The sequence below is a fragment of the Acidobacteriota bacterium genome (assembly GCA_016715115.1).
Lineage (GTDB): Bacteria > Acidobacteriota > Blastocatellia > Pyrinomonadales > Pyrinomonadaceae > JAFDVJ01.
Map to the genome: position 1 here is coordinate 778,235 of JADKBM010000011.1, position 16,464 is coordinate 794,698.

The 16,464-nt window shown below is 55.6% G+C and carries 16 protein-coding genes and 1 tRNA gene; 11 read left to right on the forward strand and 6 right to left on the reverse strand.

The window, feature by feature from the left end; genetic code table 11:
• Positions 1-233: 233 nt before the first annotated feature.
• Entirely contained in the window at positions 234-1,544 is a 1,311-nt protein-coding gene (gene asnS, locus IPN69_12020; GenBank protein ID MBK8811443.1) for an asparagine--tRNA ligase, read from the reverse strand.
• Between the two features lie 153 nt (positions 1,545-1,697).
• Between asnS and IPN69_12025 the strand changes: the two genes are divergently transcribed.
• Genes IPN69_12025 through IPN69_12035 form a run of 3 tightly spaced genes read left to right on the forward strand, consistent with a single transcriptional unit; the run spans position 1,698 to position 4,499 of the window.
• Positions 1,698-2,192, forward strand: a complete 495-nt coding sequence (locus tag IPN69_12025) for an Rrf2 family transcriptional regulator (protein ID MBK8811444.1) — start codon at positions 1,698-1,700, stop codon at positions 2,190-2,192.
• Positions 2,193-2,212: 20 nt separating this feature from the next.
• Entirely contained in the window at positions 2,213-4,060 is a 1,848-nt protein-coding gene (locus IPN69_12030) for an ABC transporter ATP-binding protein (GenBank protein ID MBK8811445.1), read from the forward strand.
• A 4-nt stretch (positions 4,061-4,064) separates the two neighbouring features.
• Positions 4,065-4,499: a hypothetical protein gene (locus IPN69_12035; protein ID MBK8811446.1), complete on the forward strand. Its 435-nt coding sequence runs from the start codon at positions 4,065-4,067 to the stop codon at positions 4,497-4,499.
• Positions 4,500-4,815: 316 nt separating this feature from the next.
• On the opposite strand, the gene IPN69_12040 is transcribed toward IPN69_12035, so the two are convergent.
• Positions 4,816-4,891, reverse strand: a tRNA-Lys gene (locus tag IPN69_12040).
• A gap of 230 nt (positions 4,892-5,121) precedes the next feature.
• On the opposite strand from IPN69_12040, the gene IPN69_12045 reads away from it, so the two are divergent.
• The 4 genes from IPN69_12045 (at position 5,122) to IPN69_12060 (ending at position 7,006) form a co-directional block, all read left to right on the forward strand.
• Positions 5,122-5,496 carry a hypothetical protein gene (locus tag IPN69_12045; GenBank protein MBK8811447.1) on the forward strand — a complete coding sequence of 125 codons (375 nt, stop codon included), beginning with the start codon at positions 5,122-5,124 and terminating at the stop codon, positions 5,494-5,496.
• A gap of 357 nt (positions 5,497-5,853) precedes the next feature.
• A complete protein-coding gene (locus IPN69_12050) occupies positions 5,854-6,174 on the forward strand; it encodes a helix-turn-helix domain-containing protein (protein ID MBK8811448.1) in 321 nt (106 codons plus the stop codon).
• A gap of 168 nt (positions 6,175-6,342) precedes the next feature.
• Positions 6,343-6,825, forward strand: coding sequence for a type II toxin-antitoxin system VapC family toxin (locus IPN69_12055; protein MBK8811449.1), 483 nt, complete (start codon positions 6,343-6,345; stop codon positions 6,823-6,825).
• Positions 6,815-7,006 (forward strand): hypothetical protein, encoded by a 192-nt coding sequence (locus IPN69_12060; protein ID MBK8811450.1) that lies wholly within the window; start codon positions 6,815-6,817, stop codon positions 7,004-7,006. Before IPN69_12055 ends, IPN69_12060 begins: the two co-directional genes overlap by 11 nt.
• Positions 7,007-7,117: 111 nt before the next feature.
• On the opposite strand, the gene IPN69_12065 is transcribed toward IPN69_12060, so the two are convergent.
• A complete protein-coding gene (locus IPN69_12065; GenBank protein MBK8811451.1) occupies positions 7,118-7,525 on the reverse strand; it encodes a hypothetical protein in 408 nt (135 codons plus the stop codon).
• A 692-nt stretch (positions 7,526-8,217) separates the two neighbouring features.
• Here IPN69_12065 and IPN69_12070 point away from each other — a divergent pair.
• The 4 genes from IPN69_12070 to IPN69_12085 all read left to right on the forward strand — a co-directional run bounded on the left by IPN69_12070 (position 8,218) and on the right by IPN69_12085 (position 12,922).
• Positions 8,218-8,673, forward strand: coding sequence for a hypothetical protein (locus IPN69_12070; GenBank protein ID MBK8811452.1), 456 nt, complete (start codon positions 8,218-8,220; stop codon positions 8,671-8,673).
• A gap of 721 nt (positions 8,674-9,394) precedes the next feature.
• Positions 9,395-10,999 carry a protein kinase gene (locus tag IPN69_12075; protein MBK8811453.1) on the forward strand — a complete coding sequence of 535 codons (1,605 nt, stop codon included), beginning with the start codon at positions 9,395-9,397 and terminating at the stop codon, positions 10,997-10,999.
• Positions 11,000-11,102: 103 nt separating this feature from the next.
• Positions 11,103-11,585, forward strand: a complete 483-nt coding sequence (locus IPN69_12080) for a DUF4190 domain-containing protein (protein MBK8811454.1) — start codon at positions 11,103-11,105, stop codon at positions 11,583-11,585.
• Between the two features lie 29 nt (positions 11,586-11,614).
• Positions 11,615-12,922, forward strand: a complete 1,308-nt coding sequence (locus IPN69_12085) for a protein kinase (GenBank protein MBK8811455.1) — start codon at positions 11,615-11,617, stop codon at positions 12,920-12,922.
• An 86-nt stretch (positions 12,923-13,008) separates the two neighbouring features.
• Here the strand turns inward: IPN69_12085 and IPN69_12090 are convergent, their stop codons facing one another.
• The 3 genes from IPN69_12090 to IPN69_12100 all read right to left on the reverse strand — a co-directional run bounded on the left by IPN69_12090 (position 13,009) and on the right by IPN69_12100 (position 16,463).
• Positions 13,009-14,217, reverse strand: coding sequence for an O-antigen ligase family protein (locus IPN69_12090; protein MBK8811456.1), 1,209 nt, complete (start codon positions 14,215-14,217; stop codon positions 13,009-13,011).
• Positions 14,207-15,043, reverse strand: coding sequence for a hypothetical protein (locus IPN69_12095; GenBank protein ID MBK8811457.1), 837 nt, complete (start codon positions 15,041-15,043; stop codon positions 14,207-14,209). Before IPN69_12095 ends, IPN69_12090 begins: the two co-directional genes overlap by 11 nt.
• Positions 15,044-15,434: 391 nt before the next feature.
• Positions 15,435-16,463 (reverse strand): SIS domain-containing protein, encoded by a 1,029-nt coding sequence (locus IPN69_12100; GenBank protein ID MBK8811458.1) that lies wholly within the window; start codon positions 16,461-16,463, stop codon positions 15,435-15,437.
• Position 16,464 lies beyond the last annotated feature (1 nt).

Here is a 16,464-nt window from a genome sequence, read left to right on the forward strand (position 1 = left end):
TGATATCGGTTTTTCAAAGCTCCCGAATTGGGATTTAGGCGTCGAGCGGCCGCGGTTGCCCGCCCGCTCACGCAGGCGGTACTGACTCGTACCCAAATCGCAAATCCCAAATCCCAAATCCCAAATCCCCAATCGCAAATCCCAAATCCCAAATCCCAAATCCCAAATCCCAAATCCCAAATCCCAAATCCCAAATCCCCAATCGCAAATCGCAAATCGCAAATCGAAAATGGCTAAGGTCTGAGCCGGTACAGCATCCGTGGAAACGGGATCGTTTCGCGAACGTGCTCGATACCGCACATCCAGGCGGTGCAGCGTTCGATTCCCATTCCGAATCCGGCGTGCGGCACGGCGCCGAAACGTCTAAGGTCGAGATACCACTCAAACGATTCCTTCGGCAAACCGTGCGCCTCGATCTGCTTTTCAACAAAATCCAGATCGAACGCGCGTTCGCCGCCGCCGATGATCTCGCCGTAACCTTCCGGAGCGAGCAGGTCGACGCCGAGCGCGAGCTCCGGTCGTTCCTTGTCGCGTTCGAAATAGAACGCCTTGATCGCGGCGGGGAAGTGATGGACGAAGACCGGCGTGCCGAACTGGTTGGACAAATAAGTCTCGTCGGGCGCGCCGAAATCTCCGCCCCATTCGAAGTTGTGCTCGAGTTCGCCCTTCGTGAACCCTTCCTGCAGCATCTTGACCGCATCGTCGTAGTGGATGCGCGGAAAAGGCGCGGCGATCGACTCGAGCTTCGAGACATCCCGTTCGAGAACTTTTAGGTCTTCCTGGCGGTCGCTCAGAACTCGCTCGACGATGAATCCGATCATCTGCTCGCCGAGATTCATCACGTCGTCAAGCTGGGCGTAGGCCATTTCAGGTTCGACCATCCAGAATTCGGTCAAATGCCGCCGCGTTTTCGATTTCTCGGCCCGAAATGTCGGGCCGAATGCGTAACTGCGGCCGAACGCGGCGGCCGTCGCTTCGTTGTAAAGCTGTCCGCTCTGCGTCAGATAGGCTTTGTCGTCGCCGAAATAATCGACTTCGAAGAGCGTCGTCGTGCCCTCGCACGCGGCCGGCGTGAAGATCGGCGTGTCGGCGAGGATGAATCCGTTGGAATCAAAAAAATCGCGCACCGCCTTGATCACCGTGTGACGGACGCGCAGCGCGGCATGCTGCCGTTTCGATCGAATCCAAAGATGGCGATGATCCATCAGAAACTCGGTGCCGTGTTCCTTCGGCGTGATCGGATAATCGTGTGCGTTCTGGATAACTTCAAGCCCCGTCACATCGAGTTCGACGCCGATCGCCGACCGCGTGTCTTCCTTGACGGTGCCGCGAACGATGATCGAAGATTCCTGCCCGAGACCTTTTGCGACTTCGAAAAGTTCCTCGTCATTCGGCCTGAAACAGACGCACTGGACGATTCCGGTGCCGTCGCGCAGTTGCAGAAAAACGAGCTTGCCGCTCGAACGCGAGTTATAAAGCCAGCCCTTCAGCGTAACTTCTTCGCCGATATGTTCTTTAAGTTCGTTGATGTATGTTTGGTTCATTTTTTTGAAAGATTATCGCACAAAACACGGCACTGGGAAACAGAGGACCAAGCGCAAAGCAGGCAAAGGGGGTACGGCCGCGCAGCGGTCGGAGCGCACCTGCGGGCACATGCTCCGCTGCACCGTTGCTTTCCGGAAATCGCAGATCAGAGTTTGCAAATCCAGAAGTATGTAACTAATCTTGTTACATATATGGCCGGGAACTCCAGACTTGCTACCGCAATACACGTCGCCGGGATGTTGTCATTCGCCGACCGGATGCCGATCACGTCCGAGGCGATCGCGCAGAGTTGCGGCACGAACGCGGTCGTCATCCGCCGGGTCATCGGACTGCTGACGAAACACGGATTGGTCGCGGTCAAGAAGGGAACCGGCGGCGGCGCGCGTCTGACACGGGAGCCGGAACGGATCACGCTCGGCGACATATATGATGCGCTCGACGAAGGCGCGCTGTTCGACGTTCCACAGTTTGATGCATCGCACGAATGCGAACTCGGAAAGGTGGTTCGTCCGGTCCTCTCGGATATTCTCGGGGAGGCGGAGTTCGATCTGCGACACAGCTTGAGTGAACGCACGCTCGCCGAGGTGATCGAACTCGTCCGCCTGAAAATGACGGATAGCTGCCGTCAAGCGGTCGTCGCTGAATAAAGACTGTATCCAAAAACAAAATGGAAAAAAGCGCCAAGAAGAAACAGAAAATTGATTATTCCCGCGCCTGGCACGAAGCCCGCAAACTCATCTGGAGCTATCGCTGGCGGCTTCTGATCGGGCTCGGGCTGATGCTCGCCAGCCGCGCCGCGGGATTGGTGCTGCCATACTCGACCAAATTCCTCGTCGATAACGTTTTCGGCCAGAAACAGTACGATATGCTCTGGCTGATCGCGCTCGCCGTCGGGCTTTCGACCGTTTTCCAGGCGATCACATCGTTTGCGCTTTCGCAGGTTCTGGGCGTCGCGGCGCAACGGGCGATCACCGAGATGAGGAAACGCGTCCAGGCGCACATAGAGCGTTTGCCGACGTCTTATTTCGACTCGACGCAAACAGGTCAGCTGATCTCCCGCATTATGCGCGACGCCGAGGGGATTCGAAATCTCGTCGGCACGGGACTCGGCCAGATGACCGGCGGGATACTCTCGGCGCTCGTATCGATGGCCGTCCTGTTCTATCTGAACTGGCAGATCACGCTCATCACCCTTGCCGTGCTCGCGGTCTTCGGTTATGTACTCAGCTACGCATTCAAGCAATTGCGTCCGCTGTTCCGCGATCGGGGCGAGATCGAAGCGGAAGTCACCGGCCGCCTGAACGAAGGCCTCGGCGGCATTCGAATCGTCAAGGCATACACCGCCGAGAAGCGGGAGGAACTGTCCTTCGCCCGCGGCGCGCACAAGCTTTTCCGGAATATAGCGAAATCGATGACCGGAGTTTCAGCGACGGGCGCGTTCGCTTCCGTCATCATCGGCGCGATCGCCGTCATTATGATCTGGTTCGGCGGCAACGCCGTGATCGCGAATATGCAGGACGCGACGAAAGGTATGACCTCGGGCGATTTCACGATGTACATCGCGTTTACGATCTTTATGGTCATCCCGATCGTCGATCTTGCGAACATCGGGACGCAGATCACCGAAGCCTTTGCCGGGCTCGACCGCATATCGGAAGTTTTCGCGATGCGCACCGAAACGGACGAGGACGAAAGCAAGAACGCGATGCCGAAGCTCGAGGGCGCGGTGGAATTCGAGGACGTTCATTTCGAATATGAAGTAAACGTTCCGGTGCTGAAAGGGGTCTCGTTCGCCGCGGCGGCCGGTACGACGACGGCGCTTGTCGGATCATCGGGATCGGGCAAATCTACGATCCTGAGTCTCGTGCTCAACTTCATACAACCCAACCGCGGATTTGTAAAGATCGACGGGCGTGACCTCAATTCGATCAAACTCCGCGACTATCGGCGGCATCTGGGCGTCGTGCTGCAGGACAATTTCCTGTTCGACGGCACGATTCTGTCGAATATCCGGTTCGCGAACCCGCACGCCAACTTCGACGAGATCAAAGAGGTTTGCCGCATCGCAAACGCCGACGAGTTCATCGAGAAGTTTCCCGACAAATACGACACCGTCGTCGGCGAGCGCGGCGTCAAGCTTTCGGGAGGTCAACGCCAGCGGATCGCGATCGCACGCGCGTTGTTGGCGAATCCCAGGGTCTTGATCCTCGATGAAGCTACGAGTTCGCTCGATTCGGAAAGCGAGGCGCTGATCCAGGAGGGACTGCGGCGTCTTCGCGAGGGTCGGACGACGTTCGTCATCGCGCATCGTCTGTCAACCATACGCTCGGCCGACCAGATTCTCGTAGTCGAATCGGGCGAGATCCTCGAACGGGGAACCCACGATGAGCTGATCGCGATGAACGGCCGCTACAAACAGCTTTACGACAAGCAGTACAAGTTCGAACAAAACCTCTTCGTCAATCCCGGCGAGGAGATCTTAAACGAGGAGAAACAGGCAGTCAGCAAACTATAAACATATGGCAGATCAACAAAACTTCAAGAACCACACGCGTTGGTTCCCGCTTTTTCATTTCGTCATCATGCCGCTCTTGCTTTTTAATCTCGGATGGCAAGCCTACCAGTTGTACTACGACCGGAGTTGGGACCGTGCGGAATGGTTGTTGATGGCGTTCGTCTTTATCCTGATGACGCTCGCCGCGCGCCTGATGGCGCTCCGGGCGCAGGACCGCGTCATACGGCTCGAAGAACGGCTCCGCTATTCGAGCCTTCTTTCGGCGGATCTCGCGGCAAAGGCATCATCATTGAAGACTGGCGAGATCATCGCGCTTCGATTTGCGTCGGATGATGAACTGCAGGACCTTGCTCAACGCGCCGTCAACCGGGAGTTCGCGACGCCGAAAGAGATCAAAATGGCAATCAAAAAATGGCGTGGCGACCATCTGAGGGTCTGACAATTTGGGATTTCTGATTTGTGATTGCGGATTTTCGTATCGATCGGTCTCGGCTCAGATGGAAGCGCAATCGTTCGTCAGCCGCGTCGCGAGTTACGACCTATCGTCGTAACTCTAACGATCCGATGAAGAATCGCAAAACAGACAACCTTTGCGGGATGGAGGCAACAACTTGACGTTGGGTTGAAACGGACGCTCGCACCTTGGAGTTGCCGTGGGTTCGCCAGTTGAGACCAGCTGGGATCTGCGCAATCCCGGAACCCCGTGTGAACAAGAAGGCCGTCCTCGCCGGACGGCCTTCTTTGTTCTTCGAAAATGGTGAGTCGTGCAGGACTCGAACCTGCGACCCGAAGATTAAGAGTCTTCTGCTCTACCAACTGAGCTAACGACCCATATGTCGGAACGAGGAAGATTATAGCAAGAGCGGCCGTGAAAACTCAAAAACCATTTGAAGGATTTTGCCCGTGTGGGAAAGACGAGATTTCTGCCGGGAAGCGTTCAATGGTTGGTTTCGCTGTTTTGATTCCGTAGCCAGGAAGCGGGGAAGCGACGGCAGCTATCAGATCACCGTGATTTGCCCACGGCTCAGCGGTTCAACCGACCGGTCCCGAAAGGAAGAAACATGTCAAGGAAATTCAAATCCCTGGTCCAAAATGTCCAAAATCCGAAATTGAAATGGAAATTGGCGCGTCATTCTCATCAACCCCGCCGTCGCCCTCGGATTGTTCGGCACCAAAATAAAATTCTCGAACAGAGCGCTGAAGACGAGGCGCCGGCCCGCCTCGACCGGATTTACCAACAATCCTTGATAAGCCGCGTCAATCCTTTCGTTCCTCGCCGACCCCGACACCGCGGCACGTTGAATGTCGCTGCTGTTAAGGCACCGGGCATTGGCGGTCGCCGCAAGGCAATGCTCGAAGACATCGCGGTCCTGACGGGCGGCAAGGTCATCTCCAGTAAAATTTTCTTTTTGACTGACCGCTATACCATTGAATAGTATAGTCACAGATGATGAGAGCCGAGCTTACTCATTTTTGTCGAATCACCGGGATTTACGGATCGAATAGACAAGCTGGCCTCGCTTGACGTTTTGTTTTCATTGCAAAACGATCTGGCCAAAAACCCTTAACGCGGCGACCTGATGACCTGATGTGCCGGGGCAAGAAAGGGTCGAATCGGAGACAAGGCAGCAGGCAAGGGCAAAAGCGGTGGTTTTCGGTACATCTACGTCTACATCGTTATCGCCGGAACGATGTATCTGGTTCATTTTTTTACGGCAAGAACGAAAAGGCCGACCTATCAAAGGCCGAGCGTAACGAACTCGCGAAGCTGGTCAAAGAACTAAAGAGGTTATATGGCGAAAAAAGCTGAATTGAACAATGAATTTTTCGAGAGTATCAAGGCAGGGTTGAATGCCGCGATCGAACACGCCGAGGGCAAGCGCCAAGATCTTCGCACCACGACGCTGCCGCGTCCGCCAGATCAGTTTTCGGCAACAGAGATCGCCAATTTTAGAGCTCAGCTCAACGTTTCCCAGGCAGTTTTCGCCCGATATCTGAATATCTCCCCGAAAACCGTACAGTCCTGGGAACAAGGCCACGGCAAACCCAACGGCGCCAGCCTCAAACTCTTGTCAATAGCTCGAAAAAATCCAAAAGTACTTATCGATGCTTAGTATTCTCAGTTTTCATTCTCGGTTTTCCATTTTCCATTGCTATCGTGGGCGGCATGGGCATGGGCATGGGAATGTAGTGTCAGTAGCCCGCACGTAAGTAAGGGCATTCTCAAAACACAAAGGCCTCGGCAATCCGCCGGGGCTTTTTTTTGATGTATAATCAGCATCATGAAATCGCGAGTTTATATCGAGACGTCCGTAGTAAGTTTTTATCACGAAACTCGTACCGAGCCCGATATGATCGCTCGTCGCGAATGGACTCGTAAATTTTGGGATGTCGCTGGCGAAGAATATACGCTGCTTACGAGCGTCGCGGTGTTGGAAGAACTTGAGAGAGGCGAATTTCCGAACAAGGAAGCAGCACTCGACCTTGTTAGCGGACTGACGCTCCTTCCGAATATCGAGGAGATTGATCTTATCGTCGATGTGTATATCCAACGCATGATAATGCCCGCTGATCCGGGCGGAGATGCCCGACACCTAGCACTTGCTTCTTTTCATAAATGCGATTTTCTTCTGACATGGAATTGCAAACACCTCGCAAATGCGAATAAATTCGGGCATATCCGAAAGGTTAATGATATTCTTGGATTGTACAATCCCTCTTTGGTGACTCCTATGGAACTGTTAGGAGATTTATATGAAGCGTGAAGTAGACCCCGGCATCGCATGGATAAGAAAAATTCGGCACCAAATTTCCGCCGAATGCGGTCACGATACTAAAAGGTTCGGCGACCATCTACGCGAACTGGAAAAAAAATACGCCGATCGCCTCGAACCTGTCACTCGTCAAGCTAGAGTCGAAACCGTTGAGGTAGTGATAAATAAATGATCGCCGGCCTCTTGCTGACGACCGAAGCAATGATCGCCGACGCTCCCGACGACAAGGGCGGCATGGGTATGGGAATGTAGTTGCAGAACCCCGCACGCAGTAAGGGCATTCTCACAGTACAAAAGGCCTCGGCACACGCCGGGGCCTTTGAGCGAAAGGCAGCTCCGTAATCGTTTGAATAACCCGATGTGCCGCGATCGAATACGCGAAGATCCAGATAATGCCTAAGACTGCGGTTATTTGAGCGATCCGGCGAGCAACCGACGAACCGCGATAAATGAAAAGCCCGGCAATGCCGAAGATCACGCCCCCCGCGATCATAAATGGGAGATAGGTGATCCAGGTATCTTGGATAGCTCGCATCATCGCTGCGAAATGCGGAGGAGCCGGCGGCGCAGATGCCATCATCATCCGCTGAAACGCGACCATCGCTAACCCAAATGCTCCAAACCCTGCGACAGCGATTCCAAAGAGTCCCGTTAGTATCCCGGCGACCTTATTGCTTTTGAGAGAATTCATCATTTCCCAATCCTACACCAACCCCGCGAATGTTCTTGACACCAAGAGCGACTTGATCAACCTTCTTTCCGCCGCAGAAGACGGTGTCAGGCTTGCGATATGAGATTCTCAAGGCCTCGGGGGGGAACGAACGGTGAAACAATCGCGGTGTCTGACGCGGCTGTCTTGTTTCTATTCCACGGGTTTGCACCCGTGGCTTTATGCTCGTCACCCGCCACGCGGGATCACACTTCAAGTGCCCTGTCAGTCCCGGGACGCATCGGCATCGCAATTTGATTGTTGATTTTCGTGTGCAGTCTATGCGGTATTCCGCAAACTGAAATCCTTAACGGGACAAAATATGTATGTAACCGCCGTATTTGCAGAATTTACGCCGGGGGCGACTTTTTTCGCCGTTCTCGCGCGCGCAAATGGGACAAAATCGGGGTTAAGTGATCTGGATTCAAACATTTAGCCTGTCCCATTTCGGCGAAAAAATGGGACAGTTGATGATCCCGGAGCTTACCAGCATATGACGAACGGTGTCAGAAGAACGGTGAGAGAACGGTATCAGTCTTGCGAAAGTGCGATTTTGGCACAAGAAGCGTGCCGATTTTGGAAAGTGCAGTGTCAGGCCTCCGATTTTCAAGTTAGTGGCAATTTGTTTCGGCTGGCCTTTTTCGTGGTAGAATACGCGGTCAGGAGGCGACGGTATGGGTTGGGAAGCTCAGAGAGTACTTGAGGGCATATTCGAATTTGGAGCGCCGCTGAACATATGGGCGATCGAGCTCGATTGGGATCATTGGAATGATCGGCAATACTTTGTGATCCACATGCAGATTGATAATGACGATAACCTTGGCCAGCGTCTGATGTCCAAGATGAAAAGCGAGGAGGGCATATACAAGTATCCGCGAATGATCATTATGGAAGCAAGGTCCTCCGCTTGGCGCGAATGGGTGATCGAGGGAGCTTATCTATACTCGCTCGAGAAGAACTACCGCCCGAGCCAATATCCACACAACCCGTGGCTGGGCTGGACCCTCGGCATCCGCTTTGACAAAACGAAGCTTAACAAAGGTTCGGTAATGGGCATCTTTGGAAACGAGAGGGGAAAACAGTTCTGGCCCGACCGCGATGGCCCCGGCTCCTCACCGAACAAATACTAGAGATCCTCTAGATCCTGAGCACGAAAGAGAATAAAGATCCGATCGACGAAACAAAGACCCGCACGATCGAACCTTGGGAGAGGTTGAATCTTGCTCTGAGGTAGTAAAGGGCGTTGGAAGCCTCCATCTGCGGAACATCGTCGCTATGGCTGACGATCCCGGGCCAGATCATCGCCGCTTGTCCCACCACTATTAACAAATACCCCGCCCGCTGCAGGTACAACCTAAACGTCGAAACCTCGCCCGTATACCACCTCCCATTTTCAAGCCGATACGACACCCCGGATTTTGTGTTTGAAGAAGATCAATGGTGAGGTTTTTTATCCCAGAGTCCCGACGATTGTGGACGACATTCTCCCTGCTTTGCCGCTGCGAAAGAACGGTGCCGCGCTAACTAAACCCGTGAGGCAACGCAAACGGCGGCATAGGCTGAATCCTGCGTCGCCTAGCGGCGGCTGATTGTAGCCGTGGGACAAACGCGGACTGGAAAAAGAGACGGGGGATTCGCGGCGCCCTCTCGAAGGACGAGAGTGCTTGAGCGGGTCGTCGTTGAGGGAATGTTCAAAGACATTCGCGCCCGCGAACCGACCTGGTTCGGACGGCTCCCGAGTCCGGCGCCGTCGAAGGTTTCGAACCTCCGCAAAAACTGGCCTGCAAAAAAAGGCATCTCTTTCGTTCTTAATTTGGCAAAAACAAGAGTTACGGCGAAAATAGAAACTGAATGAAAGAATGTCCCGAATGCAAGATCTGTTATAACGACAACGTCGCGATGTGTCCGGCCGACCGCAAGGAGACGCGGTTCGCGCTGCCGGGCGACCAGTTGCTTGCCGGGCGGTACTTTCTCGAACGACAACTCGGAAAAGGCGCGATGGGACAGGTCTACCTGGCGCGCGACAAAAAGTTTGACGCGCGCTGGGTCGCGGTCAAGACCGTTCGCCAGGATCTTCTTTCGAGCGACGATCTGCAGGAAGGCGAGGCGATCGCGCGATTCGAACGCGAAGCGCAGTCGGCGGCATCGATCCAGCATCCGAATACGGTCAGCGTCACCGACTTCGGCGAAACGCCCGAAGGCGTCTTCTATCTCGTGATGGAATATGTCGAAGGCGAAACGCTCCATCGTCTGCTGCGCCGCGAGGGAACTCTGTCGATCAAGCGGGCCGTAAAGCTCCTGAGGCAGATAGCCGACGGCGTCGAAGCCGCGCACGATCGCGGAATTCTGCATCGCGACCTCAAGCCGGCGAACATCTTCCTGATGTCGAAGGGCCGCGCCGGCGATGACGGATTCATCAAGGTCGGCGATTTCGGGCTTGCGAAGATCGTCCATCAGACCGTTACCGATATCAATTCGAAAGCGTCTCCGTCATCGCGCGGCATCATCGGAACTCCCGAGTTTATGGCTCCGGAACAGATGCAGCCGGAACTCGGAGTCGACGTCCGCGCCGACATTTATGCTCTCGGGACGATCGCTTATCTGATGCTCGGCGGACGAACGCCGTTTACGGGCGATCTGATGCAGCTCGTGATGCAGAAGGTGATGCACGCGGCGCCGGCATTGTCGACATTGCGTTCGGACGTTCCGGCCGACGTCGAACGGGTGATTATGCGGGCGCTCGACACCGAAAAGGACAGGCGTCCGGCGTCGGTTCGTGATTGGATCACCGAACTTGAGGCGGCTGCCGGCGATGCCGACGTGCCGCAGGGCAGCGGCGCCGCGCGGCTCGTGATCATGGCGCCGATCGGCGCCGAGGTCTACGTCGATGACGAACGGCGCGGCAGTGTCGGGCGATCGGGCCGACTGGTTTTGTCCGGCGTTCCCGCAGGCCAGCATATTCTGCGTGTTTCCAACACCGGCGAGAAGGACGACGAACGCGTCATTGAACTTCGAGAGGGCGGCGAAGAACAGGTGATTCAGGCGCAGCTGCGGCCGATGAAGGGAACCGCGAGCCAGCCGTCGCCGTCCAGCCACGGCGGGGCGACCGAGTCGAGCATAATGCCCGGGATCGTCGCTTGTTCGAACTGCAGCGCGCGGTTTGCCGAAGGCGTGAAGTTCTGCGGGCGATGCGGAAACCGGACGTTCAATGTCGTCAGTCTCGGCGCCACATCCCGCGGTTACACGAATTGCCCGCGGTGCCAGTCGGTCCTGCCGCAGAACGCGAAATTCTGCGGAAGGTGCGGGATGCAGTTCGGCCAGTCTTTGCCCCAGACACCTGGCTTTTCGGTTCCCGGGATCCAGCCTCAGAGCGTGCAGCGGATCTGCGGCAAATGCGGCGCCGTGATCGCACCCGGCGCTCGTTTTTGCGGCAAGTGCGGCGGCGGCTTGATTTGAGCCGAGGCCGGAGATCGCGGGAAACTGATTGTTCCGCATCGGAAATCCGAAGGATTCAAAATCGAAAATCGAAAAGTGAAAATCGTGCTACTCTTTTAGCGTTATGAAGATCTGTCCACAATGCCGGCAAACTTATACGGATGACGGATTGAATTTCTGTTTGAGCGACGGAAGCATTTTGGATGCCGCACCTGCTCCGGAGGCAAAGACGGTCTTTTTCGAAACGCCGAGGGTAACCAACGAATACCGTCCCGAGCCGCAGTTTCAGCCGCCGGCGGTTTGGCAGAACCAGCAGAACATCCAGCCCGCGCAGTACGGCGCGGTCACGCGACAAAACGGCAATACCGACCGATCCTTGCCGATCATCTCGCTCCTTTTGGGCGTTTTCGCGATGTTCCTCGGTTGTTTTCTGATCGGAATTCCGCTCGGACTCGGAGCGATCGTCACCGGCGGCCTCGGAATCAAGAACGAGATCAACGAACCGAATCGATTCGGCGGCCGCGGATTGGCGATCGGCGGAATAGTGACCGGCGCGGTCGGGCTCGCGATCGGTTTCATTTTCCTCATTTTATTTATGGCGGGCTGATGATATAGAATCTAGCTTTAACTGACCAAATGCGAGTAACACTTCGCGTAATCGCGGGTCCGCAAACAGGACGCGTCTTTACGTTTGACCAACACGAGACGTTTATGATCGGGCGCGGCGAGGACTCGCATTTTTGCCTCCCCCAGGACCGTTATTTTTCGCGCCACCATTGCATTTTGGAGATGGCGCCGCCGCAGTGTTTTCTTCGCGATCTCGGCTCGACGAACGGAACCTTCGTCAACGGTATCCGCGTCGAATCGGTGTATTTGAAGAGCGGCGACCGGATTCAGGGCGGGGAAACGGTGCTTGAGGTCGAGGTCACGGGCGATCCGGATCTGTCCCGGCCGACGGCTGACGACATCGGAAACAGAACGATTCCGTCGATGATCACGGTCGCTTGCCTCAACTGCGGCCTGCCGTCCGAGGCTGAAGTGTCGAGACCCGACGCGCGTATGACGTTCCTTTGTGACGACTGCCGCGAGAAACTCAAACAGAACCCGCAGCCGATCCCGAATTATCAGATGATCCGGATGCTCGGACAGGGCGGAATGGGAAGCGTGATGCTCGCGCGGCACATAACCGACGGCCGGCCGGTGGCGATCAAGACCCTTCTGCCCGAAGTCGCCGTCTCGGAGCAGTCAATGAAGCGTTTCATTCGCGAGATCGAGGTCGCGGCGAGCCTTCAGCATCCGCATATCGTCAGTTACATCGAGCACGGCACGCACAACGGAATCATCTATCTCGTCACCGAATTCGTCGCCGGAATGGATGCGTCGAAACTTGCGAAGGAACGCGGCGGGCGTTTGCCTTATCCGGAAGTGGTGAAGATCATCGAGCAAACCCTTTCGGCGCTCGACTTTGCGCACGCGCAGGGTTTCGTGCATCGTGACATCAAGGAACAGAACATCCTCGTGAACGGCAATTTCCCGGGCTATATCGCGAAACTGACCGATTTCGGACTTGCAAAGAGTTACAAACAGACCGGAATGAGCGGCGTCACGATGGTCGGCGACGTGGCCGGGACGATCGCCTATATGCCGCCCGAGCAGGTCCGCGATTTCAAGGAAGTGCGGCCGCCGTCGGACATCTACGCGACTGGAATGACGGCATATTCGTTGCTTACCGGAGCGCACGCTCTCGACATCGGCCCGCGCGCCGGAATCGCCGAAACGGTCAAGGCGATCTTCGAAAAGCCCATCATCCCGATCAGCCAGAGAACTCTCGACGTGCCTTTGCGGGTTGCGAGCGTGATCGAAACCGCGATCGCCAAACAGGTCGAACTCCGCTGGCGATCAGCCGGCGAGATGCGCGACGCCCTCTTGCGCGCGATCAATTGAACGAAAAATGCTTCTTTTTTGCTGTGGCATCAGATTCGACCGAAAGGTCGGCAACGGTTGATCTCACGGAGCCGAAACACAAGAATTCACGAACTCAAAATCCGCTCTCGCGCCAGGATCAATCCCATCAGCGCCCAAAGATGCCTTGCGTCTTCGAACGAACCGGTCAGCCCCTGATAGACGAATGCCGAAAGGAACGCGATTACGAGCAGCTTCAGCGGCTCGTCTTCGGTGCGCACGAACCTGACCAAAAAACCGCAGATAAGCAAAACGGCGGCGAGTCCGACGATACCCGATTCAGCGGAGACGTTCAGGAACGTGTTATGCGCATCGGTCAGCGTCTGGTCGACGCCCGAGAGATCGTCGTAACGCACGAGACACGTGTTTTCACCTAGTCCGCGACCGAAAACCGGATTCCGGGCGAAGGTCTTCGCGGCGTCGATCCAGGTCAGCGCGCGTGCGCTCGGTTCGAGTTTAAGTTCGGTGAACGGGACGGCGACCGAGAACAATGGCGTCGATTGCGGCTTCGGCGAAACTGCGGCGACGAGCAGGAAAAGGGTCGCGAACGAGATCAGCAGGACCGCGGAGCGTCGTTTCTTTTCCGTGAAGAGCCAGATTCCGGCCGCGAAGAAAAATCCGCCGATCCCTGGCGAAAAAGTCAGCATCGCGCAAATTGCGCATCCACCGAGAAGAACCGCGGCACAAACGCGTCCGATAATACCTTCACGCCGGCCCGCGATGATGATCAACGCCGCGACGCTGAGATAATTCGCGAGCATATTTGCGTTGAGGAAGGTGGACGAGATGCGCGGGTAGTTTCCGGGCGGCAAGGTTCCATAGTGGAACAAAGTGTAACCAAGCAGCCAGTTATCGCGGTCGGCGTAAAAGAGAAACGCCGAAACCAGGCCGACGCCGATGCAAACCGCGGCCGCTCCGATCGATATCTGAACCGCGCGCCGAAGATCGTCGGCGGACCGGACGATCGTCACGGTCACCAGAGGGATCAGCGCAAGGTATGTTTTTCCGGCGAGTTTCAGGGACGCGGATTGCCAATCGTCGGCGGCCAGCGCCGAAAACGCCATCGCGGCGAGAAAGAAAAGCAATACGTAGACAAAACGCGATTTCGGGAACTCGTAGGCGCTGAAAGCGACGCCGAATGCGGTCAAAAGAAACAAGACCGGAAAAATGCCGTCCGAGACCTGGATCTTAGCCGAGCCAAGATACATAAAGGGCTGCATGAACCCGAGCGAAAAGAGGAACAGCAATAGAACCGCGGATGTGATCTTAGCGAACATCTTTAAGAAGAGATTTCAGGGCCGAAGCGAATTTCGCCAGATCGAAATTCTGGGGATCGTCGTGGGCGTCCTTGATGCCGGCGTCGATCGCCGAATGGTACGCCGGGATCAGCCACGTTCCGCGCCGCACGCTGGCGGCCACATAGAGCAGCGCGAGCCGTTCGTATTGGGCGTCTGAAAATCCGGGAAACGGAGCGATCAGGTCGTTGTTCGGGTTCGAACTCGCCGGATCACGCCTGCGTGGTTGGACGAGTTCGATATGGATCTGCAGTCCTTTTCCTTCGGCTTTCAGCATATCGCGCGCGAATTTCGTGCCCCAACCCTTGCGGACCGTCTCGCCGAACGGCGTCGCGGTCAGAGATTCGCCAAGGCGATTGACGAAAACATGCGCCACCGGCTGATTGATCCAGACGTTCAGGTTGTTGCCGCGCGCCTTTGGATTCGAATCGAGGTCGGCAGGGAACTCGGCGTCGACGAGATTTGGCGTTGAGGTGTCGTGGATGATGAAATAAAGAGCCTCGATCGCCGAACCGTCCGGCAGAATTGCCTTTGCGAGCGGAAGATCGATACTGCCGCCGATCGTATCTTCGGTTATCTTCTTGTCGTTCAAGTACGCACGAAGCTTGGCGGCCTTTATTTTTACGGTCCCGCCGATGAGTTTCTGGAGCGGGTCCGGGAGTTTCGCCGGTTCGACGCCGAGCGTTCCGCCCTTGCCGTTCGGGCGTAGGAGGCACTTCGCCTGCGCGAGCGGGTCACCGTTGAATTGCAATGTTCGCGGATCGAACCGGCACGAAGTGTTTTGGGCCATCGCAGTTGTTGCAACCAAATAGACTAAGGCTGTGATCAGAAAACAAGAATTGAATCGCAGATAGGCGGTTGCGCGGAAATGCATAAGTTGGTTGAGATTCATCATGCGCGAAAATCAAGATTCAAAATTCCAATGATTCCAGATTCCAAATCCTGGACTCAAAATTCCAAATTCCAAATTCCAAATCGAAAATCCCAAATCCGAAATCAACGGTTGCCCGCCCGCTCACGCAGGCGGTACTGACTCGTACCCAAATCGCAAATCCCAAATCGCAAATCGCAAATCGCAAATCCCAAATCCCAAATCGCAAATCGCAAATCGCAAATCGCAAATCGCAAATCGCAAATCGCAAATCGCAAATCGCAAATCGCAAATCGCAAATCGCAAATCGCAAATCGCAAATCGCAAATCAGAGCGTTTTGGTCACCTTCGAGAGTGATCTCGGCGCGTCGGCGTCGAGCCCTTTTTCTTTGGCAAGCATCGCGGCAAAAAGCTGCGCCGGAATGATAAACGGGATCGGCGACAGGAATTCGTCGATCTCGGCCGGCATCAACAAGGAGCGCGAACTAAGATTGGCGATGTCCGGATCATTCGTGATCGAGAGACTGTCGGCGTGAAGGTCCCGCAACCGTCTGAGCAGATCGACGCTGCTCGCCCTGGTGACGCCGGCCGGGCCGAACATGATCACCGGAAAACGGCGTTCGACGATCGCCAGAGGGCCGTGAAAAAAGTCCGCGGACGAAAATCGTTCGGCGATGACGTAGCAGGTTTCCATCAGTTTCAAAGCGAGTTCGTATGAGTTGCCGTAGTTCAAGCCGCGGCCGACGACGACGCAGTTTTCCATAAAAGCGTAACGCTTGACGATCTCTTCGACATCAGAGGTCAGTTGCAGGGCGAGCGCGGAAAAATGCGGAATCTTGTCGTAGGCGATCTTCGCATCCGAAAGCGCCGCGGCAAGCATATAGAAATGAAGCATTTGGCCGGTGTAGGTCTTGGTGGCCGCAACCGACATTTCTCTCCCGGCATGCGTCAGAAGAGTCTCGTCGGCGATTTTCGCCATCGACGATTCGGATTCGTTGGTGATCCCGAGCGTGAACGCTCCCGAACGCTTCGCGCTTTCGAGAACCTCGTTGATGTCGGTTCCCTCGCCCGACTGCGACACGCCGATCACCAAGGCGCGCTTCAAATTCAGTTTCGCGTTGTAAAGCGTGAACACCGACGGCGCCGAAAGCGAGACCGGAATGCCGGTCGTGATCTCGAGCAGGTATCTGCCGAAAAGCGATGCGTTGTCGGAACTTCCGCGCGCCACAAGGACGATCAGATCGATCTCCCTCGACGCAAGATGGCTCGCGAGTTTGATGTATTTGTTGTGTTCCGCCTGAATCATCCGTTCGAGCGCGACCGGTTGTTCGGCGATTTCCTGCAGCATTATCGACATA